The organism is Salinimicrobium maris, assembly GCF_049680855.1.
Classification (GTDB): domain Bacteria; phylum Bacteroidota; class Bacteroidia; order Flavobacteriales; family Flavobacteriaceae; genus Salinimicrobium.
This window is the reverse complement of the sequence record NZ_JBMPGS010000001.1, coordinates 515,426-541,659: the sequence shown is the minus strand read 5'-3', so window position 1 is coordinate 541,659 and position 26,234 is coordinate 515,426. Positions and strand designations below refer to the sequence as shown.

Below are 26,234 nucleotides of genomic sequence, written 5' to 3'. Positions count from 1 at the left end.
GACTAATTCAGTTCTCAACTGAAAAAGAATTTTTCACAAAAAATAATTATATATCATGGATACATCATCCACCCTAATGGGTGTGGGCATGCTGCTCATCTTTATTGCGCCGGTAGCTATTTACCTGATGCGGCAGTCCAGTAACAAAAAAAGCAATAGAAAACACTTGATCCTATTGGCAAAACAGCATAATTTAAAATTAAGTAAAATTGATTTTCTTCCGAATCTTTCTCTTGGGCTCGACGAGGCCTCCGGAAAATTATTGGTTAGGTACTCTGGTAAGGAAAATAAGAATCGGTGCATTGACCTTAATTCTTATTCCTCAAGTGTGATCGCAAAATCCTATTCCTCCAATGGTTCTGAGCCGAATAACTTTGATAATATTTCTCAAATTTCACTCAGATTAAAGCAGAACGGAAAAACTTCAGAGGAAGAAGATTTGATTTTCTTTGAAAAAGATCGCACATCGGTACTTCAAAAAGAAGAAATGATGCACGCAGCCGAAAAATGGAATGATTGGATAGAAAAGCTTCTAAAATAGTATTTGGAAGAATTATTTTTAAAGATAGGCAGGAAATTCGATTTCCTGCCTTTTTAATTTTAGCAGCAGCTTCAACCCCTTTCTTTGCAGAGGGTAAGACAAAAAATCCTTCAATTTCGACACTATCAAAAAACTGCCCAAATTCGCCAAAGCACTAGAAAAATTAGGGGGTTTAAGATAGTTTTAGGTTTGTTTTAATAATATTTCACATGACCCTCTTGTACCTTTGATGATCCAGCAGCTCAATAAAATGAGCTGTTTATTTTTAATCGCGGCTCCAACTTTGGACCCGGAATGGCAAAAACTGATGAGTCAAGAATCTTCAGCCAAAATAGCAATAGTTACCGGTGGCAGTAGTGGCATAGGGAAAGCTATTACCAGAAAGTTAGCTAAAGAAGGCGTGAAGGTTATTGTCGCAGACCTTCATTCCGGAGAAAATATTCCCAATATTCATTTCCAAAGATGTGATGTAAGCAAAGCTCAAGACATAGATGATCTATATGCCTGGGTAAATGAAAATGTGGGGAAACCAGATATTTTGATCTTAAATGCAGGACAGGGAATTCAGAAAAAGCTGGCAGAAGGGGATCCTGAAAAATGGCAAAAAATCATTAATACCAACCTAATGGGGCCGTTACGTACTATACGTTCTTTCGTTCCGGGTATGCTTGAAAAGAAACAAGGTAATGTCGTTTTTATTTCATCAGTTTCGGCAAACCAGCCACATCCCTACGGCGGCATTTACAGTGCCTCAAAAACAGCAGTAGAAGTCATTGCTGAAACTCTTAGACTGGAAACATTGCCATACCTAAACGTTACGGTGGTGAGTCCGGGAATTGTTGATACAGCATTCTTTACCAATCAGTTTTCGGGAAATAGCACTATAGAAGAAATGGGTATGGGCGCCATTTCTCCCGAAGAAATCGCAGAGGATGTATGGTATGCTTTGAGCAAAAAACCGGGAACTGCAATAAATAAGATTATAACCAGACCAATTTTACAAAATTTCTAACCAACCAAAATGTTTTTATAAATGGGAAAAAAAGTTCTAATAACCGGAGGTGCAGGATTTATAGGATCTCACCTCGCCGATGAATTGCTTAACAAAGGCTACAGCGTTCGGGCTTTAGACAACCTTTCTGAGCAGGTTCATGGCGACTCTATGGAAAGACCAGAATACCTCAACCCGCAGGTGGAGCTTCAAATTGGTGACGTTCGGGATAAAAAGGCTGTTGAAAAAGCTTTAGAAGGCATAGATGCAGTTTTTCACCTGGCCGCTATGGTTGGTGTAGGACAAAGCATGTATCAGATAAAAGATTATACAGAAGTTAACAATGTTGGAACGGCAGTTCTTATGGAAGCTCTAATGGACAATCCTGTAGAGAAGCTTGTTGTTGCTTCCAGTATGAGCATCTACGGGGAAGGGCTTTATAAAGATTCCGACGGAAAGAAAAGAATGGAATGCGAACGTAAACTTTTTGACCTGAAACAGGGGAAATGGGAAATGTTTGACGAAAACGGGGAGATTCTTAAACCCGTTCCCACTCCCGAAGACAAGAAACCAAATCTTTCTTCGGTATATGCCCTTTCAAAATATGATCAGGAAAGATTAAGTCTTATAACAGGTAAAGCTTACCAAATACCCACTACTGCATTGCGCTTTTTTAATGTATATGGGACACGGCAAGCGCTCTCTAATCCCTATACGGGAGTGCTTGCCATTTTTGCTTCAAGATTACTCAATAACAATGCTCCCCTCATTTTCGAAGACGGAAAACAAATTCGGGATTTTATTCATGTAAAAGATGTTGCCCGTGCTTTAAGACTGGCCATGGAAGTGCCTGAAGCTGATGGAGAAGTAATAAACGTAGGAAGCGGTAACCAGTACAGCATTCAGCTTATCGCTAACAAACTTGCAAAAGTGATGGGCAAAGAAGAGCTTTCTGCAGAGATTACAGGTAAATATCGCGTAGGCGATGTGCGTCACTGTTTTGCAGACAACACAAAAATGAAAGAGATTTTAGGCTTTGAACCCGAAGTGAAATTTGAAGATGGATTATTTGAACTGGCTGAATGGCTAAAAACCCAAATCGCCACAGATAATGTAAGCAAAGCCAGCAACGAACTTTCTTCCCGAGGATTAACCATATAAACCAAGTAGCTATGAATAGTAGGAAAAGAAACAGCATTTCACACACTCCCACAGTCGGGATATTGGAATGGTTTAGACCGGGCGAATATGAACAGGTTAAGAATGCTATTTCAGATTTTGAGAGGCTGGGAATAAAACACCTTCGCACGGGGATTTCATGGGCAGACTGGTATGTGGAAGGTACCGAGGAATGGTACGACTGGCTTTTTGCCGAATTAGATAAACACGTGGAGATTCTTCCATGCTTCCTATATACACCTCCTTCAATTGGGGAAATGGCCAAGACTTCGGCTCCTCCAAAAGATTTGAAAGCCTACGCCGATTTTATTGATGTAATGATCAATAAATATGGGCAGTATTTTGAATGGGTAGAGCTTTGGAACGAACCTAATAATAAAGTAGAATACGATTTCACATTAGATTATTCCTGGGAGAAATTTTCCACAATGATCAAAATGGCGGCTTACTGGGCGAAGGAAAAAGGCAAAAAAACCCTTCTCGGCGGGATGAGCCCCATTGATCCCAACTGGCTGCAAATGATGATTGAACAGGGCGTTCTTGAACATATTGATGCCGTAGGAATCCATGGTTTCCCCCATGTTTTCGATCAGCAGTGGAAAGGTTGGGAAGTCAATATTAATGCGGTGAAGGAAATCCTTTCCCGCTTTGGTCTTGAAAGAAAAATCTGGATTTCAGAAGTGGGATTCTCCACCTGGCAGAACGACGAAGTAAAGCAATACGAGGAATTTAAGAAAGTTCTGAATTCTGAAGCAGATCGTGTGTATTGGTACAGCTTAAAAGATCTGGACGCGAGTAAATCTACAGTTGGTGGTTTTCACCTAGATGAAAGGGAATACCACTTCGGACTTAAAAAAGTGGATGGCAGTAAAAAACTATTATACAAACTTCTGGAAAAAGAAGGCATAGAAGATATTCAGAAGCACGATTATATTTCAAAACAGTACCAAATCACTTCAGAAGAAAAATATACTCTAATTACCGGTGGTGCCGGTTTCATTGGAACCAACCTCGCCTCCAGACTACTTTCCGAAGGAAAAAAGGTGATGATCTATGACAGCCTTTTCAGGGATGGCGTAGAAGAAAATTTGCAGTGGCTCAAAAGTGAATATGGAGAAAAATTGATCGTACAGATCGCTGATATTAACGAACCTCTCATTCTGCAGCAATGTGTTAAAAATGCTTCGGAAGTTTTTCATTTTTGTGCGCAAGTTGCGGTGACCTCCTCGGTAACCAATCCTATACATGATTTTCAGGTAAACCTGAACGGCACTTTTCAACTGCTGGAAGCAATTCGAAAATCTCCACACCAACCTCCACTTCTGTTCACTTCCACTAATAAGGTGTACGGAAACCTTCAGGATGTGAAAATGGAAGAGAACGAATCAAGATATTATCCTGCAGATGAAAAGATTAAGAAATACGGTATTAACGAAAAAATTCCGTTAGATTTCCATAGCCCCTACGGCTGCTCTAAAGGTGCGGCAGATCAATACATCCTGGATTATTCCAGAACCTATGGTCTCAAAAGTGCGGTTTTCAGGATGAGTTGTATCTATGGACCACATCAATTTGGAACCGAAGACCAGGGTTGGGTAGCTCACTTTTTGATCAGTGCACTTGAAGACCAGCCAATTTCTATCTACGGGAACGGAAAACAGGTGCGGGACATTCTTTTTGTTGATGACCTGATTGATGCATTCCTGCTGGCGCATAAAAATATTGATCAACTTGCGGGGCAGGCCTTCAATATTGGCGGCGGACCCGAAAACACGGTTAGCCTTCTTGAAATCCTGGATATCATCAAGGAAAAAGCCGGAAAAGAAATGGGTATTTCTTTTGATGAATGGCGTACAGGAGATCAATTCTATTATGTTTCCAATACTTCAAAATTTAAAGAAGCCACAGGCTGGGCACCAAAATATAACGTAGAACAAGGTGTGGAAGCACTTGTGAAATGGCTTTGCAAAACTCGCAACATCGAATTACCAGAACAATTAAAATCTTCAAAAGCAGTCGCTATATGAGATCAGCGAGAACATTACAGGAAATGCCGGTAATAACAGAGGAAAAAAAGCTCCGGAAATCGGCAGTACTGGAAGCGCCGAAAAAGGTAATTATTAAAGAAGCTGCTTTACCAGAGCCTAAAGCAGGCGAGGTATGTATAAAGCTGGAAGGATCGGGCGTTTGTGCCTCCAACATTCCTGTTTGGGAAGGCCGCGACTGGTTTGAATATCCTGTAGAACCGGGAAATCCCGGGCACGAAGGCTGGGGCGTCATTGATGCCGTTGGCGAGGGTGTAAAAACTTTAAAAGAAGGAGACAGGGTAACCGCCCTTACCTATAACGCCTATGCCACGCACGATATCGCCAAAGAAGAAAGCGTGGTAAAACTTCCGGAATTTTTGGACGGAAAAGCATTTCCGGGAGAACCTTTGGGATGCGCCATGAACATCTTTTCAAGAAGTGATATTCGAAAAGGGCAAACAGTAGCCATAGTTGGAAGTGGCTTTTTGGGAAGTTTATTAATTCAGCTGGCAAAATCTGAAGGCGCCAGAGTGATCGCTATTTCGAGGAGAGAATTCTCTCTGCAAACCGCCAAAGAAGCGGGAGCTGACGAAATTGTAAAAATGGACGATCATTACCAGATCATCGAAAAAGTAAAAGAACTAACCAACGGAAACTTCTGTGAAAGGGTGATTGAATGCACCGGAAAAGAATGGCCGTTGAACCTTTCCATTGAGCTAACCGGCGAAAGAGGAAAACTAATCGTTGCAGGCTTCCATCAGGACGGGATGCGAAGCCTGAACGTTCAAATGCTCAACTGGCGCGGGATTGATATGATCAGCGCGCACGAAAGGGATCCTCAAAAGTACATTCAGGGAATTAAAGATGCCATTGAGGCTGTAAGAGAGGGAAAAATGGATCCGTTTCCCTTTTTTACCCATACATTTTCGCTTGACCAAATGGAACAAGCCTATCACCACCTTACAGAGAGACCCGACGGATTTATAAAAGCAATTATCACCACCAACTAACCAACCAATGATTGCAACCCAACCAAAAGAAGAAATACAAAAACCACTTTCTTTAGGATTCATCGGCGTAGGATGGATTGGCCGTAACAGGATGGAAGTCCTTTTAAAAGACGCCAAAACCAATGCTGCTGCCATTGCAGAGCCTGTACAGGAAAATGCAGAAGAAGCTAAAAAGAGTGCCAAAAATGCCATTTTTGAAGCATCTCCTGAAAAGCTTTATCAAAACGATAATTTAGATGGAATTGTGATTGCCACGCCCAGTGCGATGCACGCTCAGCAAAGTATTGAAGCATTAAAATCGGGGAAGGCCGTTTTCTGCCAGAAGCCCTTAGGGCGAACTGCTGCAGAAGTAAAAGAAGTGGTAGCCGCTTCAGAAGAAAGTGATAAATATCTAGCAGTAGACCTTTCTTACCGCCATACCAAAGCTTTTAAAGCAATTTACAACCTTATCAAAAGTGGCGAAATTGGAGATATTTATGCGGTTGACCTGGTGTTTCATAATGCTTACGGACCTGACAAGGAATGGTTCTACGACATCAAAAAATCTGGAGGAGGTTGTGTGATGGACCTTGGAATACATTTGGTCGATCTGGTTATGTGGAGCCTCGATTTTCCAGAAATTATTGATGTGCGAAGTCATCTTTTTCACCAAGGAAAAAAACTCACTTCATTTGAAGAACACGTAGAAGATTTTGCCAGCGTTTCTATGACTTCAGAAAAAGATACAGTAATTAATCTGGAATGTTCCTGGCATGTTTCCGTCGGAAAAGATGCCGTGATTGAAGCAAAATTCTACGGAAGCAAAGGAGGCGCTGCCTTTAAAAATGTGAACGGTTCGTTTTACGATTTCACCGCAGAAAAATACAACGGAACCCAAACTGAAACCCTAGTCACCCCTCCCGATGAGTGGAGCGGGCGCGCAGGAGTAGTCTGGGCAGAAAAAGTACTGGCAGGACAAGGCTACGAAGCCGAATCTGCCGAAGAATTTATAAAAACAGCAACAATTATTGATAGGATATATGGAAGGTAAGGGAATGAAAATATTAATGACCACAGACACTGTCGGGGGGGTGTGGGTCTATTCCCTCGAGTTGTGCAAGGCACTTCAGGAATACGAGGTAGAAGTGCATCTGGCTGCCATGGGCGCCTGGCCTTCCGAAGCTCAAATGCAGGAGGTGGAAGCGATCCCGAATGTAACGCTGTACAAAAGTGACTTTAAACTGGAATGGATGGAAGATCCATGGGAAGACGTAGAGAAATCCCGCAAATGGATCAATTCCATTTATCACACGATCTATCCAGATGTGGTGCATTTAAACAACTATGCTCACATTGGCGAAGACTGGACCTGCCCAATCCTTACTGTTTTCCATTCCTGCGTACAAACCTGGTGGCAGGCGGTGAAGGGAACCTCGGCTCCGGAATCATGGGATAGATATACGCAGGTTGTCCAGGAATCCCTTGAAGAATCTGATATGGTGGTGAGCCCCACCAAGGCTATTCTTAAAAAGGCAAAAAGCACACACAATTTTGAAACTGCTACCAAAATGATTTATAACGGTCGTGACATGAATCCTTCGGAAGAAAAAGAAAAGGAAGAATTTATTTTGTGCATTGGGCGGATTTGGGACGAAGCCAAAAATCTAAAGCTGCTTTCACATATTGCCAAAAACCTTCCGTGGCCGGTGTACATCGCCGGAGATCTTAAAAACCCCGGAACCGGTGAAAAATCGGAATTTGAAAATGTGAAATTCCTCGGAAAATTACAGCCTTATGAGGTTCGGGAATGGATGCAACGGGCGAGCATTTTTGTGAGCCCTACAAAGTATGAACCCTTCGGACTTGCGATTCTGGAAGCTGCAAAATCGGGCTGTGCATTGATCCTCAGTGAGCTTGACACTTTAAAGGAAATTTGGGAAGATTCTGCTGCATTTTTTGATCCTGAAGATGAACCGCAGGCACAGGAAAAGATCCTTCAGCTGATCAAAAATGACACCTTAAGGCAAGAATTTTCAGAAAAAGCGAAAAGCAAAGCGAAAGAATATTCTTCAGAAAAAATGGCTTCCGAATATATCAACCTTTATCGAGAAATAATCGAAAGCAAATCAAAACCAAAGCTCGCAACTGTATGAAAATAGTGATGTTTTACCATTCGTTGTATTCGGATTGGAACCATGGAAATGCTCATTTCCTAAGAGGAAGCGTAAAAGAACTTCAGAAAAGAGGACATGATGTAGACGTTTACGAACCCGAAGGCGGATGGAGTTTACAGAATCTCATCAAAGATCATGGTGCCGAAAAGCTGGATGAATTCCGCCAGTACTACCCTTCTTTGAATCCGCAGTTTTACAATCCGCAGAAAAAGATTAATTACGATGGCCTTTTGAAGGATGCAGATTTGGTCATTGTTCACGAATGGAATGAGCCGGAACTAGTTTCGGAAGTTGGTAAAAAGAAAGAAAAATACGGTTATAAATTGCTATTTCACGATACCCATCACCGGGCGGTTTCAGATGAAGAAAGTATGTCAAAGTACGACTTCAGCAATTATGACGGGGCGCTTGTTTTTGGAGATGTGATCAAAAAAATATACGAAGAAAAAAAATGGGTGGATAAAGTCTGGACGTGGCACGAAGCTGCCGATGCTGATTTTTTTACACCCAACCGAGATGAAGAAAAAGAAGGCGACCTGGTGTGGATAGGAAACTGGGGCGATAATGAACGCACCGAGGAATTGATGGAATACCTTATCGAACCGGTGAAGGAGTTGGGCATTAAAGCCAAAGTTTACGGCGTACGTTATCCTGAAAAAGCAAAAAAAGCCCTTGCAGACGCCGGAATTGAATACGGAGGCTGGCTCCCGAATTATAAAGTTCCTGAAGTTTTCGCAAAATACAAAGTGACTGTGCACGTGCCAAGAAGACCATACGTAGAGATGCTTCCGGGTATCCCGACAATCCGACCTTTTGAAGCACTTTCCTGCGGCATCCCGTTGATTTGTTCTCCCTGGGAAGATGCCGAAAATATGTTCACTCCGGGAGAAGATTACCTCATGGTAAACAACGGAAATGACATGGGCTACCGCATTGCAGAAGTATTGAAAAGTGCGCAACTGGCACAAAGCCTCTCTCAAAACGGAAGAAAAACCATCGAAGAAAGACATACCTGCGCGCACCGTATTGACGGTCTGGAATTAATTCTGCAGGAAATGGGAATATCTGAAGAAAAAATCTTTCCAATCCACAACAAATCACAAGAAGGATGAAAACTGATCTAAAAATAGCATTTTTCGGCTCCAGTATTGTTTCAGCGTACTGGAACGGCGCAGCAACCTACTATCGCGGCATCGTAAAGGCGCTGCACCGCATGGGCCACGACGTCACCTTTTACGAACCCGATATTTACGAGCGGCAAAAACACCGTGACATTGAAGATCCCGATTGGTGCAAGGTGGTAGTGTATGAAAAAGATGAAAATACACTTCGGAAGTTATTAAAAGAAGCTTCAACAGCCGATGTGATCATCAAAGCCAGCGGGGTGGGCGCTTTTGACGAGTTTTTGGAAAAAGAAGTCACTGAACTGAAAAGCGAGAAAAACCTCATCATTTTCTGGGATGTGGATGCACCGGCAACACTTGACAGGATTGAAGAAAATAAAGAAGACCAGTTCAACGAATTAATTCCGAAATACGATTTTGTATTGACGTACGGCGGAGGGCAACCGGTGATCGATGCTTACCAACGGAACGGTGCTAAAAAGTGTATTCCGATATATAATGCTTTAGATACCGATACTCATTTCCCGGTGGATGCAGATCAAAAATTTGATGGTACGCTGGCATTCCTCGGAAACAGGCTTCCCGACAGGGAAAAACGAGTGGAGGAATTTTTTATAAAACCTGCAGGAAACCTTCCGGAGAAAAGATTTTTGCTCGGTGGAAGCGGGTGGGGAGACAAACCAATGCCTGATAACATCGATTACCTAGGTCACGTATATACAAAAGAGCACAACGCCTTTAACTGCACCTCAATGGCAGTGTTGAATATTAGTCGGGACAGTATGGCAAAATACGGATTTTCACCTGCAACCCGGGTTTTTGAAGCCGCCGGGGCCGCAGCCTGTATTATCACCGATTACTGGAAAGGAATCGAGACCTTTTTTGAACCCGATGAAGAAATCATTGTGGTAAAAAGCGGTGAAGAAGTGGAAAACGTCCTTGCAGAACTCACGCCTGAGAGAGCTAAGGAAATCGGACAGGCAGCCTACAAAAAGGTACTTTCTGCTCATACTTATGAGCACCGCGCAGAACTGTTAGAATCTGTAATCGCTGAAAAACTGGAGATCGAACCTAAAGCCGTAGAAAACCCAAAAATCTAAAAAATGAAATTTGTAATTATAGGTTTATCTGTTACCTCTTCCTGGGGAAATGGTCACGCCACCACGTACAGGGCTTTATTGAAAGAGCTTAAGGCGCTAGGGCACGACATCCTCTTCCTGGAAAAAGATGTTCCTTATTACGCCGAAAACCGTGATATGCCAAATCCTGAGTTTTGCAAACTCGGATTGTATAAAACCAATGAAGAGTTAAAAGAAGATTATGCTTCGGAAGTTGCTGAAGCAGATGTGGTAATAGTGGGATCATACGTTCAGCAAGGGGTGGAAGTCGGTACCTGGGCTATTGAAACCGCAAAAGGAATCACAGCTTTCTACGACATCGATACTCCGGTTACATTGGCAAAACTGAAACGGAAAGATTTCGAATATATAGACCCGGAATTGATTAGTAAATACGATCTTTTCCTGTCATTTTGCGGCGGACCCACACTTGACCTTCTGGAAAACAAGTACGGCAGCCCTATGGCAAAGCCGCTTTACTGCTCGGTTGATCCCGATCTTTACCATCCTGAAGATAATGAACTGAAATGGCAAATGGGCTACCTGGGAACTTACAGCGATGACCGACAGCCAACGGTCAATGAGCTAATGATAAAATCTGCCAGGGAAATTAAAGATGCCAAATTTGTAGTTGCAGGTCCGCAATATCCGCAGGAAATTGAATGGCCCGAAAATGTGGAAAGAATCGATCATTTGCCCCCGGCAGAACATAGATCTTTTTACAATTCCCAAAAATATACGCTAAATGTCACCCGGGAAGATATGATCAAAGCCGGTTATTCACCCAGCGTTAGATTATTTGAAGCGGCGGCTTGTGGTGTACCAATTATTTCAGATTACTGGGATGGCATTGAAACCATTTTTGAACCTGGAAAAGAGATCCTGATTGCAAAAACCTCTGACGAGGTGCTGGAATATTTCAGTGATATTTCCGAAGAAGAAAGAAAACAAATTGGTGAGAATGCACGACAAAAAGTGCTTAAGCACCACACGGCTGCGGCTAGAGCAAAAGAACTGGAAGGCTATGTAAAAGAGATCCTGCAGCCTTCAGAAAAAGTATAAAACAACTATGTCTACAAAAACAGCAGTAAAAGAATTGTCTCCCTGGTTTCATAACATTCATCTTCCTGATGGTACCGAAACAGCACCCAATCATTTTTTAGGCGATTTCCCCAGCTTTAAATGGGAAAACATAAAAGATTCCATTCCGGAAGACCTTAACGGCTGGAAAGTACTTGATATTGGCTGCAACGCCGGATTTTATTCCATAGAACTTGCCAAAAGAGGCGCCGATGTGTTGGGAATCGACCTTGACGAGCATTACCTGAAACAGGCAAGATGGACTGCAGAACAATTCGGGCTGGATGACAAGATAAGATTCAAACAAATGCAGGTGTACGACCTGGCCCACACCGAGGAACAATTTGACCTCGTGTGGTTTATGGGCGTGTTCTACCATTTGCGTTATCCTTCCCTTGCCATGGACATTCTCACCCAAAAAGTGCGAAAAATGATGGTTTTCCAAACCCTTTCCCTCCCCGGAAAAGAGGAAATGGAGATTCCGGAAGATGTGGAATTTCACAAACGGGAGATCATGAAAAATGATGCCTGGCCAAAAATGGCATTTATTGAACACAAACTGGCGGGTGATCCTACCAATTGGTGGGCGATCAACCATCAGGGAATTCTTTCTCTTCTGCGAAGTTGTGGGTTCAAAGTTACCGATATGCCCGAGGATGAAACTTATATAGCTGAAAAAGATAAAAACCTAAAATCCAGCCTCGATACCTGGAATTATTCAGAGTATCTTTCAGCAGTAGGCAAGGATTGGAAAGAGGAAGTTAAAAAGAAGACCCGAAAATAGCATTTCTGAAACGGGATATTTTCCGCGTTCTCTAATTCGTCTGAATTTCCTTCAGAAAAGTTTCCAAAGATTCAAAAATGGGCTTTCTCTTCCTTATTTTTGTTAGAACCCAAAATTATAGGCATGCTCTGTATTAAACACCACTCGACGGATCCTTATTTTAATATCGCCACAGACGAATTTATATTTAAGCACCTAAAGGAAGATTGTTTTATGCTTTGGCGCAATGACAATGCCATCATTGTAGGCAAACATCAAAATACCCAGGCAGAAATTAATGCAAATTATGTGAAGGAAAAAGGAATTAAGGTGGTGAGAAGATTATCTGGCGGAGGCGCAGTCTACCACGACCTGGGGAACTTGAATTTCTCCTTTACTCGCACCGGCGACAGCTATGAAATGGTAGATTTTGAGCGTTACACCAAACCCATTATTGACGTTTTAAATAGTCTTGGCGTTGACGCGAAATTTGAAGGAAGAAACGACCTCACCATTGAAGGCAAGAAATTTTCGGGCAATGCAGAACATGTCGTAAAAAACAAGATCCTTCACCACGGCACGCTGCTTTTTTCTTCGGAAATGACCGATGTAAGCGGAGCATTAAAAATAAATCCGCTGAAGTACAAAGACAGGAGCGTAAAATCTGTTCCGAAGCGAGTGACGAACATTAGTGATCACCTCAAAGAAAAAATCTCTTTGGAAGAATTCACTAATAAGGTCATGAATCATATCACCTCTACATTCAAAGATGCCAGGATGTATGAGTTCACCGAGGAAGATTTGAAAAAAATCCAGCAGATTCGCGATGAAAAATACAGCACCTGGGAATGGAACTTCGGAAAATCACCCGATTATAATTTCAAGCAAGGTGCACGTACCAAAGGTGGAACCCTGGAAATGAATATGAATGTCTCCCAGGGAATCATAAAAGACGTCAACATCACCGGTGATTTCTTTCACATTAAAGATATTGAACCTGTAGAAAGAGCTTTAGAAAACAGTAAGCACGAAGAACAGGCCATACGAGAGGTGCTTCAAAAATTTGATTTAAAGCAATATTTCAATAACATTTCTGAAGATGACCTGGTAGCGGTGATGTTCTAGTCTTTCAATCATCTTTAACATCTCCCCCACTTTCTGGGAAATTATTAATAGAAAATAACGAGATAATTATTACCTTGGATTTTAGAACTTTAAATTAATGGGATTACTCTTTCTTTATGCCTTTTTATCAATTTTCTTTTCATTCTTGTGCTCAATTCTTGAAGCTGCTTTTTTAAGTCTCACTCCTTCCTTCCTCAAGATCAAAAAACAGGAAGGTAAATCATATGCCCATACTCTTTCCCGGTTTAAAGAGGATGTAGATGAACCACTAATTGCCATTCTTACTATTAATACAGTGGCTCACACGGTGGGAGCTATTTTGGTAGGGGTACAGGCAGAAAAAGTTTACCCTAGTGGCGGAATGGTAGGCGTGGTATCTGCTCTTATGACATTAGCTATTTTAATCCTTTCAGAAATTATCCCTAAGACCATAGGAGCAACCTACTGGCAGTCATTAGGAAATTTCACCGCACAAACACTTAAAATCTTCATTTTCCCGCTTAAATACACCGGCATTCTCTGGTTGTTGCGTCTTACCACACGGCTGATTGGAAAATCGGCACACATGAGCACCATGAGCAGGGAGGAATTTATTGCTATGACCAATGCTGCCGAAGAGGAAGGGGTATTTGAAGAAAATGAATCTACTTTCATAAAGAATATGCTTGCTTTCCGGTCTATACAGGCCAAAAATATCATGACTCCTTTTTCAGTTGCCGTGACCGAAGATGAAGACACCACAATTGAAGATTTTTACCGTCAGCACCGAAACCTTAAATTTTCCCGGATTCCCGTTTACAGGGAGAAATCCAACAATATCACAGGATTTATCCTTAAAGACGATGTGCTCGAAGAGATGATTGATGAAAAAGGGCCTGAGCCGCTAAAGACACTTGTAAGGGATATTCAAGTTACTTCACTAGATACGCCAATTCCAAAGTTGTTTGAAACTTTTGTTGATAAACGCACCCATCTCTCCATCGTCGTTGACGAATATGGAAACACTGTTGGCCTGGTCACTATGGAGGATATTATCGAAACTCTTCTAGGCCTGGAGATCATGGACGAAAGTGACAATATTGAAGACATGCAGGTACTGGCACGTAAAAACTGGGAAAAAAGAGCAAGAAGGCTGGGCATTCTGGAAGATCCTAAGAAAGAAGAAGACAATGGCCCAAACGTATCTTAAAACACCGCTGGGTGCCGCTCTTATTGAAGGTGATAGCAAAGGAATTTCGCGTATTTCTCTTACTTCGGAAGAATTGCCTTCTTCAGAAAAAATACCAGCAGAGTTACAACCAGCGGTTCTTCAGCTCAAGGAATATTTCGCCGGAAGTCTTAACAATTTTGATCTTCAGCTAAATCCGGAAGGAACTCCTTTTCAGAAAAAAGTGTGGCTGGAGCTTCAAAAAGTGCCTTTTGGACGAACAATTTCCTATATGGCCCTCTCTAAAAAATTAGGCGATCCCAAAGCAATTAGGGCAGTTGCAGCAGCAAACGGAAAGAACCCTTTATGGATCGTGGTACCCTGCCACAGGATCATTGGCAGTGACGGATCGTTAACCGGCTATGCCGGCGGATTGTGGCGCAAAAAGTGGCTTCTGGAACATGAAAATCCGGTGAAACAGCAGATTCTTTTCAATTAAAATATTCGAATTTAAAGAGCACATGAAAACTTTTAAAAAGATCATTTTCGGATTTCTGCTTTTTTTGGTGGCCGCCGTACTTGCACTTTACAATTTCGATTATGATTATCTTCTAAAGGGCATAAAAACCACCTATTTATCTGGCCACACCACAGCTTATATTGACGATTATCCTGAATTTGAAAACAGAAAAATTGATGCCGGGCAACCCCAGCCATGGCCACCGCACAGCGAATACAATGAAGCCGAAGCCAGTCCTGTTTTAGAAGAATTAAATGAAGATCTTGGAACGGTTGCTTTCCTTATCATCAAAAGTGACAGTATTTGGTACGAAAAGTACAGGGAAGATTACGGGCCAGATTCCAGGACCAATTCCTTTTCAATGGCTAAAAGTATCGTAAGCGCACTACTGGGCAAAGCGATAAGAGATGGCCATATTAAAGGCCTGGAGCAACCTGTATCAGATTTTTATCCACAGTTTGACAGCAGGTTAACTGTGGGAGATCTTGCATCAATGGCTTCAGGATTGAACTGGGAAGAAAATTATTACAGTCCTTTTTCTATGACGGCAAGAGCCTATTTTGGCAAAGATATAAGGGAGCAGATCCTCAACCTCAAGGTGACTGAGGAGCCCGGGGAAGAATGGGAATATTTGAGCGGTAATACCCAATTGCTAGGAATGGTCATTGAAAAGGCAACAGGAAACACCCTTTCTGAATATTTAAGCCAAAGCTTTTGGGAACCACTCGGCATGAGAAATAATGCTTTGTGGCAGCTGGACAGCGAGGAAAGCGGAATGGAAAAAGCGTATTGCTGCATTGCTTCAAATGCCCGGGATTTCGCCCGCTTCGGAAAATTATATAATGACCTCGGCAACTGGAATGGGAAACAAATCCTGGATTCCACTTTTGTTCGGGCTTCAATAAATCCGCGGTTTGAAGATGCGCCACATTACGGCTACGGCTTTTGGTTGGCCAATCATTTAGGAAAGAAAATCTTCTATATGCGCGGCATTCTGGGCCAATATGTGATCGTGATTCCAGAGGACGATCTCATCATCGTTCGCTTAGGTCACGAGCTCCTTGAAAAGCAGGAAGGAAATAAACACTCCAATGATTTTTACGCGTACATCGAAGAAACCTACCGTATGCTTGAAAAATAGCATTTTTACTCGCTATTCTTGCGTGCAGAATACCTTATGCTAATGATCATTGCAATGATCAGCAAAAGATTTGATATGATTCCGAAGTATTTCCCGTTCGTTAAATTTTCAAAATCCAGCTGAATTATATCGATTCCCAGCAAAAGTATCCCTGCGATCAGCAGGCATATTTTAAGAAAAATTAATTTCATTTTAATGCAATTAGCTTCATTTAAGGTAAAGAATAAATCTGCAAAGTGAGCTGGAATTCAAACTTTTATACAAGATTTTTATTTTATTCTATATCTTGAGCAAGATTAAAAAAAAAGCTGCTGCAATGGTAAAAAAACTGGATATCAAAAACCTGCTGTTCCTGGACATTGAAACCGTTCCCGAATTTGCCACTTTTGACGATTTATCTTCAGAAAAGAAACTTCTTTGGGAAATAAAGTCTCAATACCAGCGCAAAGAAGATTGTTCGCCAGAAGAATTTTATGAACGTGCAGGGATTTGGGCAGAGTTTGGTAAGATCGTATGTATTTCGGTAGGCTATTTTGCTTTTCAGGGTGAGAAGAGAAAGTTCAGGCTTAAATCATTTTCCGGAGACGAGAAAAAATTGCTTTTGGAATTCCGGGAGCTGCTGGGAACACATTTCAACAAACCTCAGCACCTGCTTTGCGCCCACAACGGGAAAGAATTCGATTTTCCGTTCCTGGCCAGGCGCATGCTCATCCATAACATAGAACTTCCTGTCAAGCTGGATCTCTTCGGAAAAAGGCCCTGGGAAGTCCCTCACCTGGACACGCTGGAACTTTGGAAATTTGGTGACCACAAACATTTTACCTCTTTAAAATTACTCACACAGGTGCTGGGAATTCCTTCTCCAAAGGATGATATTGATGGCAGCGAAGTAAGAAACGTCTATTATGAACAAAATGATTTGAAAAGGATCGTTACCTATTGTGAAAAAGACGTGGTGGCAGTTGCCCAGATTCTTCTAAAGTTCAGGCAGGAGCCGCTCCTTCAGGAAGAGGAGATCTTTTCGGTATAAATCTGGAATTACTAAACTAAACTTAACACTCCTGCTGCCTGCCAATAATTTCTTATCTTTATATAAGACAGCTTCGGAAAAACCGTAAATATTTGATATTCTGATTGAAAAGAAGGTGAAAATGCCTTTTTCAGAAGAAAAGAGGGCGGCGTAATTCCGAAGAAATATTAACCAAAACTGAATAATTATGTATTTATATGTGGAATTATGGAACGTAACCCAGGAATGGATGGATCTTTCTAAAGAAGATCGCCGTGCCTATATGTCTAAAGTTAGTGGCGGGATGAAAGAGCTCTCTGCACAAGGTATAGAAAATGTAGGTTGGGCAATGAACGAAGAACATACGCCCTACCGAAGCGATTACAGATATATGGCTGTTTGGAAAATGCCTTCCCTGGATCATGTTGAAAGACTGGAAAAAGCGGTGGAAGAAGCCGGCTGGCACAAGTATTTTTCCCAGGTCAACGCCCGCGGACAGGTAATTCCTTTATCGCAAGCCATGGAAAATCTCATAAATCTTGAGAAACACAGCACTGGCCTGCTAGATTAGGTTTTGATCATCCAAAAAGCATTCTCAGTTTTTAATTCATAAGCTGAATTTGAATAATCTATAAAAATGCCATTTTTGAGACACTTAAGAATATGATATTCCTGATGTTCCAAAAATGGCATTTCCGTTTCACATTTTTAGAGCTGCATTTCAGGAATATCTCCTTCCACCACTAAAGTTCCTTCAGTAGCTGCTTTTATTTCTTCTACGGATACTCCCGGAGCTCTTTCGAGCAGTTTAAAGCCCTTTTCGGTCACTTCAAGCACTGCAAGGTTGGTAACGATCTTTGTGACGCAACCAACGCCTGTTAACGGCAATGAACAGCGCCTAAGCAGTTTTGATTCCCCGGCCCTGTTGGTATGCATCATGGCCACAATGATATTTTCGGCAGAAGCTACAAGATCCATTGCTCCACCCATTCCTTTTACCATTTTCCCCGGAATTTTCCAGTTTGCAATATCACCGTTTTCGGCTACTTCCATGGCTCCTAAAATAGTAAGATCTACGTGCTTCCCACGAATCATCCCAAAACTCATTGCAGAATCAAAAAAACTTGCCCCGGGAAGGGCGGTGATCGTTTGTTTTCCGGCATTAATGAGATCTGCATCTTCTTCCCCCTCAAAAGGGAAAGGTCCCATTCCTAAAATGCCGTTTTCACTTTGAAATTCTACCTGTATATCGTCGCGCACAAAATTCGCTACCAAAGTTGGGATACCAATCCCAAGGTTGACGTAATAGCCATCCTTGACTTCTTTGGCAATGCGCTTTGCTATTCCTTCTTTATCTAACATTCTTTATCTAATTTGAAGATTCGCAGGATTTGAAGATTTGAAAATGCGCCTTCAATTCCATTGATAAATTTATTTTTTACTTGAACTTATGATTTTAGAAATTATCTTAATTATAGATATGCATTCTGTCATAATTCTATGGTCTGGACTGGAAATGTGTGGTGAAGCTTTGCAAAGTTTTAACCAGTAATTTGTCTCATCTGATTCCTTTGCTGCGATTTTGAACTTGTGAATGAAGTCTGCATTACTTTCTGCATTTTGCGCTTCCCGTACATTTGCTCCAATTGAAGTACCACTTCGGAAAAGTTGAGAAGCCATTTCATATTTGTGGTGAGATCGAAGCGCTTCAGTATAATCAATAATTCCCAAGGCAAACTCAAAAGTTTTATTCACTATTAAATTTTCCCTGTCGTCTCTCATACTGTACTTTCTGAAACTATTTTTTACATTTCAAATTTTCAAATCATCACATTTTCAAACCTTCAAATCTATTTCTTCCTCACCGTTCTTTGCTCAATCCTTTTTTCATAATCTTTTCCCTGAAAGATCCTTTGCACAAAGATCCCCGGAATATGGATTTGATTTGGGTCCAGTTCACCCGGTTTTACCAGTTCCTCTACCTCAACCACGGTTGTTTTGGCTGCACCGCACATCACCGGATTAAAATTTCGTGAAGTCCCTTTAAAAATGAGGTTTCCGGCTTCGTCTCCTTTCCAGGCTTTCACAAAAGCAAAATCTGCTTTGTAAGCTTCTTCAAGCACATACATTTTTCCCTCAAATTCGCGGGTTTCTTTTCCCTCTGCCACTTCTGTCCCATAACCTGCGGGCGTATAAATAGCTGGAAAGCCTTGCTGGGCTGCCTGGCATTTGGCTGCAAGCGTTCCCTGCGGAGTGAGTTCCACCTCAAGTTCCCCGCTTAGCATTTGTCTTTCAAATTCTGCGTTCTCACCCACATAAGAAGACACCATTTTATCAATCTGCTTTTTGTGGAGTAGTAGGCCAAGTCCAAAGTCATCCACTCCGGCGTTGTTGGAAATACAGGTAAGATTTTTCAGGTTTAGTCGTACCAGTTCAGAAATGGCATTTTCGGGGATTCCGCAAAGTCCAAAACCACCCAGCATAAAAGTCATGCCGTCATGAACACCTTCAAGTGCCTCCTGAACATTATTCACCGTCTTTTTTATCATTTCGTAATTATTTTACACGAAAATTACGAAATATTTATTCCGGTTACAATGGTTTTTCGATTCTTTGAGTTCTTCGGAAAAGTTTACCGGAACCACGACAATTAAATCAGCTATTTTTCCTCCGGATTTTCATTTTCCGAAGCAGAAAAAAGCTATTCCAAAAAAGCGGGTTTAAGGACGTAGAATCTGCCTTTATAACCTCTTTTTTGAATAGCCTTAAAAATGCTGTTTCAGGAAGAAATTATTTTTTAAAAATCCAATTCATCAGGAATTCCGCCTGCTTCCAGTTCACTACCTCTACCGTAAGCGTCACAATCGGTTTCGATAGAGAGGGTTTCAGGTTTAGGAAAATCTCCTTTTGAAATATTCAAATCTGGATCTGCATAGACATCTTTCATATAGATTCCCCAAATAGGTAATGCCATGGTTGCGCCCTGCCCATAAGTAATCCCGGGGAAGTGAACCGAACGATCTTCAGCTCCAACCCAAACTCCCGTGACCAGGTTAGGCACCATTCCCATAAACCAGCCATCACTTTGGTTTTGTGTCGTTCCCGTTTTCCCGGCTATTGGGTTTTTAAAATCATAAGGATAACCCGTTACTGCCCTTTTATAATGATCGGCTCCTGTAGCCCAGGTTCCTCTAAGTCGTTGCCCCGAGCCATATCTTGTAACCCCTTCCATAAGGTTTATGGTAACGTATGCCGCTTCTTTACTCAACACATCGCGGGTTTCGGGCACGTGCTGATATAAAACAGTTCCATTCTTGTCCTCGATCCTGTTCACGATCACCGGCTTCACGTATACGCCCTCATTCACAAAGGCGCTATAGGCAGAAACCATTTCGAAAACGCTGAGATCTGCTGTACCTAATGCAATTGAAGGAGCTGCCGGAATATTTTTTGTGTTTACGCCCAGCTTATCTACCAATTCAATCACCGGCTCGGGACCGGTCCTGTCGATCAATCGCGCCGTTACCGTATTAATAGATTCCGCCAAACCTTTTTTAAGACTTACCATTCCGGCGTAAGCATCGTCTCCACTTCCACTATTTTTAGGTGTCCAGTCTTGCAGAAGGCCATATCTACCTGCTTCAATGGTATGTAAACTCTTTGGCAGCGTATCACAAGGAGATAAATGTAACTGGTCAATTGCAGTTGCATATACAAAAGGTTTAAAAGTAGAACCTACCTGTCTTTTTCCCTGTTTTACGTGATCATATTTGAAATGCTTGAAATGAATTCCTCCAACCCAGGCTTTTACTTCACCCGTTTGAGGTGTCATAGACATCATTCCCGATTGCAGGAAGGATTTGTAGTACAGTATAGAATCCCGCGGAGTCATAACGGTATCTTTTACCCGGTTTTCTCCTTCCCAGGTGAAAACACTCATCTCAGTTTCCTGATCAAATGAATTACGAATTTCCTCTGCAGATTTTCCCTGACTGACCATTATTCTCCATCTTTCAGAACGGCGCATGGCATCGCTAATAATATCTCTTCTTTCTTCGGAAGTAACATCTCTAAAAGGCGCTGTAGCGTTATTTGCGTTTTGCCTGTTAAATTCCTTCTGAAGATGAGAAATGTGTTCACTCACCGCATTTTCGGCATATTGCTGCATCCTGGAGTCTATGCTGGTGTATATTTTTAACCCGTCGCGGTAAATATTATACTTACCACCGTCAGGTTTCGGATTTTTCTCTATCCAGTCTTTCATGAATCCCTGAAGGTACACCCTAAAATAGGTTGCCATTCCTTCATCATGACCCTGCGGAGTAAAAGTGATCTTCATTGGCGTTTGCTGAAGAGAATCCTCCTGTGCTGCCGTGATGTAATCATTTTTCTCCATTTGGCTTAGCACAGTATTTCTTCGGTCCCTTACCAGCTCTGGCCGCCTCACCGGATTATAATAAGCTGAATTCACCAACATACCCACAAGAACCGCCGACTCTTCAACTTTCAAATCCTTTGGTTCTTTGTTGAAGTAGATCTTGGCCGCCGAACGAATTCCTACTGCCTGGTAAACGAAATCATACTTGTTGAGATACATGGTGATGATCTCTTCTTTGGTATACTGGCGTTCCAATCTTGTAGCGATGATCCACTCCTTAAACTTCTGCAGTACCCGCCCCACAAAGTTTTGAGAAACATCCTGAGTAAAAAGCTGTTTTGCCAGCTGTTGGGAAATAGTACTTGCTCCTCCCCTTGCTCCAAGAAAAACTGCCGCTCTCATGGTGCCGCGGGCGTCAATTCCCGCGTGCTCGTAGTAACGTTCATCCTCGGTAGCGACCAATGCCTGCACCAAATGTTGCGGCAAATCTTCATATTTCACCGGAGTTCGATTCTCGTTGTAATATTTCCCTAAAGTTTCACCGTCTGAAGAGAAAATCTCGGTAGCTAAATTCGTTTCCGGGTTTTCTAACTCTTCGAAGGTGGGCATGGGTCCAAAAACGCCCCAGCTCGCCAGAAGAAAAAGGAATACAATAAATAAAATTCCGGCAGTGAACAAAGACCAAAACCATACTATGTAGCGGTTGTAAGATCTTTTCTTAGCAGCTTTTTCTTTTTTTTCAGTTGATTTGCCCATCGGCTGTATCTTAATTATCTGTTTTTTCTATTCTAAAACCAACTTCAGTAATTCCTTCGAGATCCTGAATTCCATCGGTATCACCGCCCTTTCGCATGGCTTGCTCGATGTTGATTTGGTATTCCCCTTCTTCTGAAAAACGCACATTTTCTTTATACCAGAGTTTGTTCTCCTTTAGCTCACCAAAGCCTGTGCCAAGCCATTTACCAGAAGGTTCGGCCATACGATATTCAAGCGTATCACTTACCACCTTTCCATTGGGAAATGTCATATTAGCCACTAAGAATAAGTTACTGAACCTGTAATCTGAATTATTCCGAAGATTAATAAACAAATTATAAGGCCGAATAGTATCTGGTGGTGTGAAATTAAAACTCACAACAGAATCTTTGTGCCACTGGTTTGGTATACTTTCGTACTTGTCCACAACCCTTTTTTTATCACATGAAAAAAGAAGAAAACAAGTAAAAAGGCTTATCCAAAACGCCTTATGCATCTTTTTGCGGTTTTCTTTTCTTACGTTTATTCTTGCGTTTTTTCTTTCCACCACCACCCTTTTTATCAAAGCGGGTAAGGCTGTCCTGGCCTACAACATTCCCAAAATCAGGCTTTTCTTCCTGCTGAACCTCAACCACGTACTCTTCTAAACTGTTTACAGGCTCCCTTTTGGAATTGGCTTTTATGATCTTATTTACCTGCTCCACAGTGAGTGTATGCCAGTTGCTCCAGTCACCTTCATAGGCATACCACAGCATTCCTTTAAAAATGTCAATTTTTTGACAAACTGCTGTTCCCTTCTTAGTATGAAGTTTAACGTCAGATTTTGGGAAATCTTTTAAAGCATCTAAATAAGTGTCCAGCTCGTAGTTTAAACAACACTTTAATTTTCCGCACTGCCCGGCAAGTTTCTGCGGATTCAATGACAATTGCTGATATCTTGCTGCTGAAGTGTTGACCGATCTAAAATCTGTCAACCAGGTAGAGCAACAAAGTTCTCTTCCGCAGGAGCCAATTCCGCCCAGGCGGGCCGCTTCCTGCCGGAAACCAATTTGTCGCATTTCAATTCTTGTGTTGAATTCCCTTGCAAACTCCTTAATCAACTGCCTAAAATCTACTCTTTCTTCCGCAGTATAGTAAAATGTAGCTTTTGAAGCATCGCCCTGAAATTCAATATCGCTTATCTTCATTTGAAGTTTAAGACGAATGGCTATTTCTCGCGCCCTTACCTTCATTTTTTCTTCACGCTCACGAGCTTCCTGCCAAATATCGATATCCCGCTGCGAAGCTTTCCGATAGATTTTTAGAACTTCACTACTATCCTGCCTTACTTTTTTCTTTTTCATTTGCACCCGTACCAGTTCACCGGTAAGGGAAACGATCCCTACATCATGCCCGGGAGCTGCTTCGGTGGCAACAACGTCACCTATGCTTAAACTTAAATTCTCTGTGTTTTTATAAAAATGTTTTCTTCCGTTCTTAAAACGGACTTCCACGAACTCGAAGGGCGCCATACCATTGGGAAGTTCCATGTTTGACAGCCAGTCGAAGGCAGACAGCTTATTACAACCATCTGTCCCGCAGGTGCCATTATTCTTACATCCCTTTGGCTGACCGCCACCGGTCGAGCAACTTTCACATCCCATACTAACTTTTATATTTGAATCCTGAAAGTGATTAGCACTCCCGGATTTGAATTTATACACAATTATACTGAGGTAAATATACCATTATTTATGGAACGTAAAGACGGCAGCCTAATTGTCACCGCTTGTAAGTTAATACCTCAGACCTGCCCTTTTTAAAGATCTTATTGCTGTTTGGAATCCCTTTGCGCAACGCCTTTTGCTCTTCATATGGCAAAGCATTTATTTCCTGGCATTTTTCTGAACAACAATTATTCATTTTTGAAGCACATTCCTCACACTGAATGAACAACAGGTGACAGGCTTCATTGGCGCAGTTCACATGTGTATCGCAGGGTTTCCCGCACTGGTGACAGTTAGAAATAATATCATTACTTATGCGCTCTCCCCTACGATGGTCAAAAACGAAGTTTTTTCCTCGGAATTTATTTTCAAGTTTCAGGTTTTCTACCTGACGGGCGTACTCGATAATTCCGCCTTCAAGTTGAAAAACATTCTTAAAACCTTTATGCTTGTAATAGGCACTGGCTTTTTCACAACGAATTCCGCCGGTACAGTACATCACTAGCTTTTTATCCTCTTTGTGGTCCTTAAGGTCTTCTTCTATGATATCCAATGAATCCCTGAAGGTATCCACATCGGGAGTAATGGCTCCTTTAAAATGTCCTATTTCACTTTCATAATGATTCCTCATGTCCACAAGAACCGTATCGGGATCTTCTAAAAGTTCATTGAACTTCAAGGCATCTACATGAACTCCTTTATTGGTGACATCAAAAGTCTCATCGTTGAGGCCATCGGCAACAATTTTATCGCGCACTTTCACCTTCAGCTTGAGAAAAGATTTCAGGTCATGCTCAATGGCGATGTTAAGACGAACATCTTTCAGAAAATATATTCCGTCTAAGAAGTTTTTAAACTCCGGAAACATCTTTGCAGGGACAGAAAGCTGGGCATTTATCCCCTCATGGGCGACATAAATACGCCCCAAAACCTCCATTTGGTCCCAGGCTATAAATAAATGATTTCTAAAAAGTTGAGGATTTCCAATTTTTGCGTACTGGTAGAAAGAGAGTGTTAACCGGTCTTCCCCGGCTTCCTCTAGAAGGGCTGCTCTTTCTTTAGCACTTAATTTATTGTACAGTTGCATGCTATACGAATGTTTAAGAATTAAAGAATTTTTTGCAAAGATATGATTTTAAAGAAAAAATGCCCTGATGTTTTACCAGGGCATTTTTTTTCGAACGGCTAATTCGTTATTAATATTTTAATTTTCTTCTTAAAATAGGAATAACGTTAGCCACCGTCCACCCGGCAGCTACAGCACAAATTGACCACTGTAGAACCACCGGCATTGTTTAAAATAATATTTCTTCTAAGAAACTTCATGTAGTTCTTATGTTTGCTTTCATTCTATAGATGCAGAAAACATTAAAAGGTTGCGTTATAAAATTGTCCTGCAACAAAACTTATAGTAATTTAGCAGCAACATTTCAGAAAAAAGTTAGAACAAGATGAGTGATAATAAAGAAAAAGAAGCCAAGCTTAAAGCCCTGAAGCTCACCCTCGATAAGATGGATAAAACCTATGGAAAAGGGACCGTCATGAAGATGAGTGATCAATCTGTGGTAGATGTGGAAGCAATTCCCAGCGGATCTTTAGGATTGGATTTGGCTCTTGGCGTGGGAGGTTATCCCCGCGGAAGAGTAATTGAGATATATGGGCCGGAATCATCGGGTAAAACCACTCTTACTTTGCACGCAATTGCCGAGGCACAGAAAGCAGGAGGCATTGCTGCGTTTATTGATGCCGAACATGCTTTCGATCGTTTTTATGCCGAAAAATTAGGAATTGATCTTGATAACCTCATTATTTCACAACCCGATAACGGGGAACAGGCTTTGGAAATCGCCGACAACCTGATCCGTTCAGGAGCGATAGATATAATTGTAGTAGATTCTGTGGCAGCACTTACTCCTAAGAGTGAAATTGAAGGGGAAATGGGAGATTCAAAAATGGGGTTACATGCCCGTCTTATGTCCCAGGCGCTTCGTAAACTTACTGCTTCCATTAGCAAAACCAAATGTACTGTGATCTTCATCAACCAGTTAAGAGAGAAGATTGGGGTGATGTTTGGGAATCCTGAAACCACTACCGGCGGTAATGCCCTTAAATTCTATGCTTCCATTCGCTTGGATATTAGAAGGTCTACACAAATAAAAGACAGCAACAGCGAAGTACAGGGAAATAAAACCCGTGTAAAAGTTGTGAAGAACAAAGTTGCACCTCCATTCAAGACAGCCGAATTTGACATTATGTACGGGGAAGGGGTATCCAAAATTGGAGAGATCATTGATGTTGGTGTTGATTATGAGATTATCAAAAAGAGCGGTTCCTGGTTCAGTTATGAAGACACAAAACTCGGGCAGGGGCGTGATGCGGTGAAAACCTTATTAAAAGATAATCCAGATCTCATGGATGAGCTTGAGACCAGGATCAAGGAAGCTATTAAGATCGCAAAAGCATAAA

The 26,234-nt window shown here is 41.7% G+C and carries 26 protein-coding genes; 18 read left to right on the top strand and 8 right to left on the bottom strand.

Translation table 11 applies throughout. The features are described 5' to 3' along the window. Positions 1-55: 55 nt before the first annotated feature. From ACOV1Q_RS02615 to ACOV1Q_RS02545, 15 genes are all read left to right on the top strand, one after another. Positions 56-541, top strand: coding sequence for a hypothetical protein (locus ACOV1Q_RS02615; protein WP_424492885.1), 486 nt, complete (start codon positions 56-58; stop codon positions 539-541). A gap of 307 nt (positions 542-848) precedes the next feature. Then, complete coding sequence (locus ACOV1Q_RS02610; RefSeq protein ID WP_424492884.1) at positions 849-1,553, top strand: SDR family oxidoreductase; 705 nt, start codon at positions 849-851, stop codon at positions 1,551-1,553. Positions 1,554-1,574: 21 nt separating this feature from the next. Beyond that, a complete protein-coding gene (locus ACOV1Q_RS02605; protein WP_424492883.1) occupies positions 1,575-2,693 on the top strand; it encodes an SDR family NAD(P)-dependent oxidoreductase in 1,119 nt (372 codons plus the stop codon). 11 nt (positions 2,694-2,704) lie between these two features. Continuing rightward, the gene (locus ACOV1Q_RS02600; protein ID WP_424492882.1) at positions 2,705-4,738 is read left to right on the top strand and encodes a GDP-mannose 4,6-dehydratase; all 2,034 of its coding nucleotides are present in this window, start codon (positions 2,705-2,707) and stop codon (positions 4,736-4,738) included. After that, a complete protein-coding gene (locus ACOV1Q_RS02595) occupies positions 4,735-5,748 on the top strand; it encodes an MDR/zinc-dependent alcohol dehydrogenase-like family protein (protein ID WP_424492881.1) in 1,014 nt (337 codons plus the stop codon). Before ACOV1Q_RS02600 ends, ACOV1Q_RS02595 begins: the two co-directional genes overlap by 4 nt. 7 nt (positions 5,749-5,755) lie before the next feature. After that, the gene (locus ACOV1Q_RS02590) at positions 5,756-6,778 is read left to right on the top strand and encodes a Gfo/Idh/MocA family protein (RefSeq protein ID WP_424492880.1); all 1,023 of its coding nucleotides are present in this window, start codon (positions 5,756-5,758) and stop codon (positions 6,776-6,778) included. A gap of 4 nt (positions 6,779-6,782) precedes the next feature. Further along, the gene (locus ACOV1Q_RS02585) at positions 6,783-7,880 is read left to right on the top strand and encodes a glycosyltransferase family 4 protein (RefSeq protein WP_424492879.1); all 1,098 of its coding nucleotides are present in this window, start codon (positions 6,783-6,785) and stop codon (positions 7,878-7,880) included. Beyond that, positions 7,877-9,013, top strand: coding sequence for a CgeB family protein (locus tag ACOV1Q_RS02580; protein ID WP_424492878.1), 1,137 nt, complete (start codon positions 7,877-7,879; stop codon positions 9,011-9,013). Before ACOV1Q_RS02585 ends, ACOV1Q_RS02580 begins: the two co-directional genes overlap by 4 nt. Beyond that, entirely contained in the window at positions 9,010-10,125 is a 1,116-nt protein-coding gene (locus ACOV1Q_RS02575; protein WP_424492877.1) for a CgeB family protein, read from the top strand. The genes ACOV1Q_RS02580 and ACOV1Q_RS02575 overlap by 4 nt, the downstream gene beginning before the upstream one ends. Before the next feature lie 3 nt (positions 10,126-10,128). Further along, a complete protein-coding gene (locus tag ACOV1Q_RS02570; protein WP_424492876.1) occupies positions 10,129-11,205 on the top strand; it encodes a CgeB family protein in 1,077 nt (358 codons plus the stop codon). Between the two features lie 7 nt (positions 11,206-11,212). Continuing rightward, the gene (locus ACOV1Q_RS02565; protein ID WP_424492875.1) at positions 11,213-12,007 is read left to right on the top strand and encodes a TIGR04290 family methyltransferase; all 795 of its coding nucleotides are present in this window, start codon (positions 11,213-11,215) and stop codon (positions 12,005-12,007) included. Positions 12,008-12,130: 123 nt separating this feature from the next. After that, on the top strand, positions 12,131-13,111 hold the full coding sequence (gene lplA / locus ACOV1Q_RS02560) for a lipoate--protein ligase (RefSeq protein ID WP_424492874.1): 981 nt from the start codon (positions 12,131-12,133) through the stop codon (positions 13,109-13,111). A 97-nt stretch (positions 13,112-13,208) separates the two neighbouring features. Continuing rightward, complete coding sequence (locus tag ACOV1Q_RS02555) at positions 13,209-14,300, top strand: CNNM domain-containing protein (RefSeq protein ID WP_424492873.1); 1,092 nt, start codon at positions 13,209-13,211, stop codon at positions 14,298-14,300. Then, complete coding sequence (locus ACOV1Q_RS02550; RefSeq protein ID WP_424492872.1) at positions 14,281-14,757, top strand: methylated-DNA--[protein]-cysteine S-methyltransferase; 477 nt, start codon at positions 14,281-14,283, stop codon at positions 14,755-14,757. The genes ACOV1Q_RS02555 and ACOV1Q_RS02550 overlap by 20 nt, the downstream gene beginning before the upstream one ends. 22 nt (positions 14,758-14,779) lie before the next feature. Next, on the top strand, positions 14,780-15,919 hold the full coding sequence (locus ACOV1Q_RS02545; protein WP_424492871.1) for a serine hydrolase domain-containing protein: 1,140 nt from the start codon (positions 14,780-14,782) through the stop codon (positions 15,917-15,919). A 5-nt stretch (positions 15,920-15,924) separates the two neighbouring features. Here ACOV1Q_RS02545 and ACOV1Q_RS02540 read toward each other — a convergent pair whose 3' ends face one another. Then, positions 15,925-16,110, bottom strand: a complete 186-nt coding sequence (locus ACOV1Q_RS02540) for a hypothetical protein (protein WP_424492870.1) — start codon at positions 16,108-16,110, stop codon at positions 15,925-15,927. A 125-nt stretch (positions 16,111-16,235) separates the two neighbouring features. Between ACOV1Q_RS02540 and ACOV1Q_RS02535 the strand changes: the two genes are divergently transcribed. Together ACOV1Q_RS02535 and ACOV1Q_RS02530 are read left to right on the top strand one after the other, a co-directional pair. After that, complete coding sequence (locus ACOV1Q_RS02535; RefSeq protein WP_424492869.1) at positions 16,236-16,949, top strand: 3'-5' exonuclease; 714 nt, start codon at positions 16,236-16,238, stop codon at positions 16,947-16,949. A 187-nt stretch (positions 16,950-17,136) separates the two neighbouring features. Continuing rightward, positions 17,137-17,499, top strand: a complete 363-nt coding sequence (locus ACOV1Q_RS02530) for a DUF6616 family protein (RefSeq protein WP_424492868.1) — start codon at positions 17,137-17,139, stop codon at positions 17,497-17,499. Positions 17,500-17,636: 137 nt separating this feature from the next. Here ACOV1Q_RS02530 and ACOV1Q_RS02525 read toward each other — a convergent pair whose 3' ends face one another. The 7 genes from ACOV1Q_RS02525 to trhO form a co-directional block, all read right to left on the bottom strand. Continuing rightward, a complete protein-coding gene (locus ACOV1Q_RS02525; protein WP_424492867.1) occupies positions 17,637-18,290 on the bottom strand; it encodes a CoA transferase subunit B in 654 nt (217 codons plus the stop codon). 69 nt (positions 18,291-18,359) lie between these two features. Then, on the bottom strand, positions 18,360-18,710 hold the full coding sequence (locus ACOV1Q_RS02520; RefSeq protein ID WP_424492866.1) for a four helix bundle protein: 351 nt from the start codon (positions 18,708-18,710) through the stop codon (positions 18,360-18,362). A gap of 68 nt (positions 18,711-18,778) precedes the next feature. Continuing rightward, complete coding sequence (locus ACOV1Q_RS02515) at positions 18,779-19,477, bottom strand: CoA transferase subunit A (protein ID WP_424492865.1); 699 nt, start codon at positions 19,475-19,477, stop codon at positions 18,779-18,781. A 248-nt stretch (positions 19,478-19,725) separates the two neighbouring features. Further along, positions 19,726-22,062 (bottom strand): penicillin-binding protein 1A, encoded by a 2,337-nt coding sequence (locus ACOV1Q_RS02510; protein WP_424492864.1) that lies wholly within the window; start codon positions 22,060-22,062, stop codon positions 19,726-19,728. A 10-nt stretch (positions 22,063-22,072) separates the two neighbouring features. Continuing rightward, the gene (locus tag ACOV1Q_RS02505; RefSeq protein ID WP_424492863.1) at positions 22,073-22,558 is read right to left on the bottom strand and encodes a gliding motility lipoprotein GldH; all 486 of its coding nucleotides are present in this window, start codon (positions 22,556-22,558) and stop codon (positions 22,073-22,075) included. Beyond that, entirely contained in the window at positions 22,551-23,705 is a 1,155-nt protein-coding gene (locus ACOV1Q_RS02500) for a PSP1 domain-containing protein (RefSeq protein WP_424492862.1), read from the bottom strand. The genes ACOV1Q_RS02505 and ACOV1Q_RS02500 overlap by 8 nt, the downstream gene beginning before the upstream one ends. A 118-nt stretch (positions 23,706-23,823) precedes the next feature. Then, positions 23,824-24,855, bottom strand: a complete 1,032-nt coding sequence (trhO, locus tag ACOV1Q_RS02495; RefSeq protein WP_424492861.1) for an oxygen-dependent tRNA uridine(34) hydroxylase TrhO — start codon at positions 24,853-24,855, stop codon at positions 23,824-23,826. 364 nt (positions 24,856-25,219) lie between these two features. On the opposite strand from trhO, the gene recA reads away from it, so the two are divergent. Continuing rightward, complete coding sequence (gene recA, locus ACOV1Q_RS02490) at positions 25,220-26,233, top strand: recombinase RecA (RefSeq protein ID WP_424492860.1); 1,014 nt, start codon at positions 25,220-25,222, stop codon at positions 26,231-26,233. Position 26,234: the final 1 nt, after the last annotated feature.